At 27.2% G+C, this 1,222-nt stretch carries 2 protein-coding genes and 1 pseudogene; all 3 read left to right on the forward strand.

Annotation, left to right across the window (positions count from 1 at the left end):
• Positions 1–357: pseudogene (locus tag RI76_RS01265) on the forward strand (type IVB secretion system protein DotG/IcmE); the annotation flags it as partial.
• 133 nt (positions 358–490) lie between these two features.
• Complete coding sequence (locus tag RI76_RS01270) at positions 491–814, forward strand: hypothetical protein (protein WP_017192328.1); 324 nt, start codon at positions 491–493, stop codon at positions 812–814.
• A gap of 4 nt (positions 815–818) precedes the next feature.
• Positions 819–1,222, forward strand: a 404-nt coding sequence (locus RI76_RS01275) for a lambda-exonuclease family protein (protein ID WP_017192329.1), incomplete at its 3' end; no start/stop codon positions are given.

Raw genomic sequence — 1,222 nt, forward strand, 5'->3', positions numbered from 1 at the left:
AAAGAATTAAAAGATGGAGGATATTCAATTAAAGAATTAATAGACGCAGAATTTTCAACCAAAGAATTATTTGATGTTGGATTTACACTCAACGAATTAATAAATGCAGAATATACAGCTGACGATTTAATAGACGATGGTTTTACTGCTAATAAATTAAGAGGTTATGGATATACATTAAAACAATTAACAGATGCTGGTTTTGCAGCTGATGAATTAACAGATAGTGGATATACATTAAAAGAATTAAGAAATGTTGGTTTTACTGCTTATCAATTAATAAATACTGGATTTACTACTGATGAATTAATAAAGGCTGGATTTTCAACCAAAGAATTATTAGATGCCGATATATAGTTGTAGAATTAAAATTTGCTGGATTAATACCTTTTTAAGGGGTTTTAAGAAATTTTATATTTATTTTCAAAGAAAAGATGCTTGAAGTAATAAAATTAACTAATTAAAAATTAAAAGGAGTTTATAACCCAAAATGAAAATTCAAGAAATTCAAATTAACAAAAAAGAAGAAATAATAGCTTTTTTAAAACAAGAAGGGTTATTAGTTCATGATGAAAGATTTTATATAGAAAAAATGGAATTATTTTTAAACAAGATTAATTTTCATTTATCTTCTAATAAATCTCTTTCTAATGAATCTTTGGAAGGGCTTTTTTTACAACAGCCTAAAAAAGATGTTTTAGAAAATTATATTATTGATCGTTCTTTAGATAATTTTTTGGACTATCTTGTAATGAGAAAACCCAAAAAAATTTATCTTTTTATAAAAAAACCAAAAATAGGCAAAGGAGTTTGAACAGATGAAAAAAAATATTTTTGCTATCCCCGCTATTAAAGTAGCATTAAACCAAAATAGTTGGGAATGGTTTCGACATCGTAAAAAATTTATCAATGCTTCCGAAGTAGGCACTATCATGGGCCTCAACCCTTATGAAACCAAAGAGGATTTACTTTTTAAAAAAGTATTTGGGAGTGATTTTATTACTAATGAGGCAGTGGAACATGGCAAAAAAACTGAACCAAAAGCAAGAAATTTTTATTGTTTTTGTCATGGGTTAAAATATGTTCCCGCTGTTTTTACCAGAGGTTTAATGTCTGCTTCTTTAGATTGTTATAACGAAGAAAACAAAACTTTGTTAGAAATTAAATGCCCATTAAATCCCGATGGTCCGAGTTGGCAAGAGTTTTTTAAAACCCAAACAAT

The organism is Milkweed yellows phytoplasma str. MW1, from assembly GCF_000309485.1.
GTDB lineage: Bacteria > Bacillota_I > Bacilli_A > Acholeplasmatales > Acholeplasmataceae > Phytoplasma.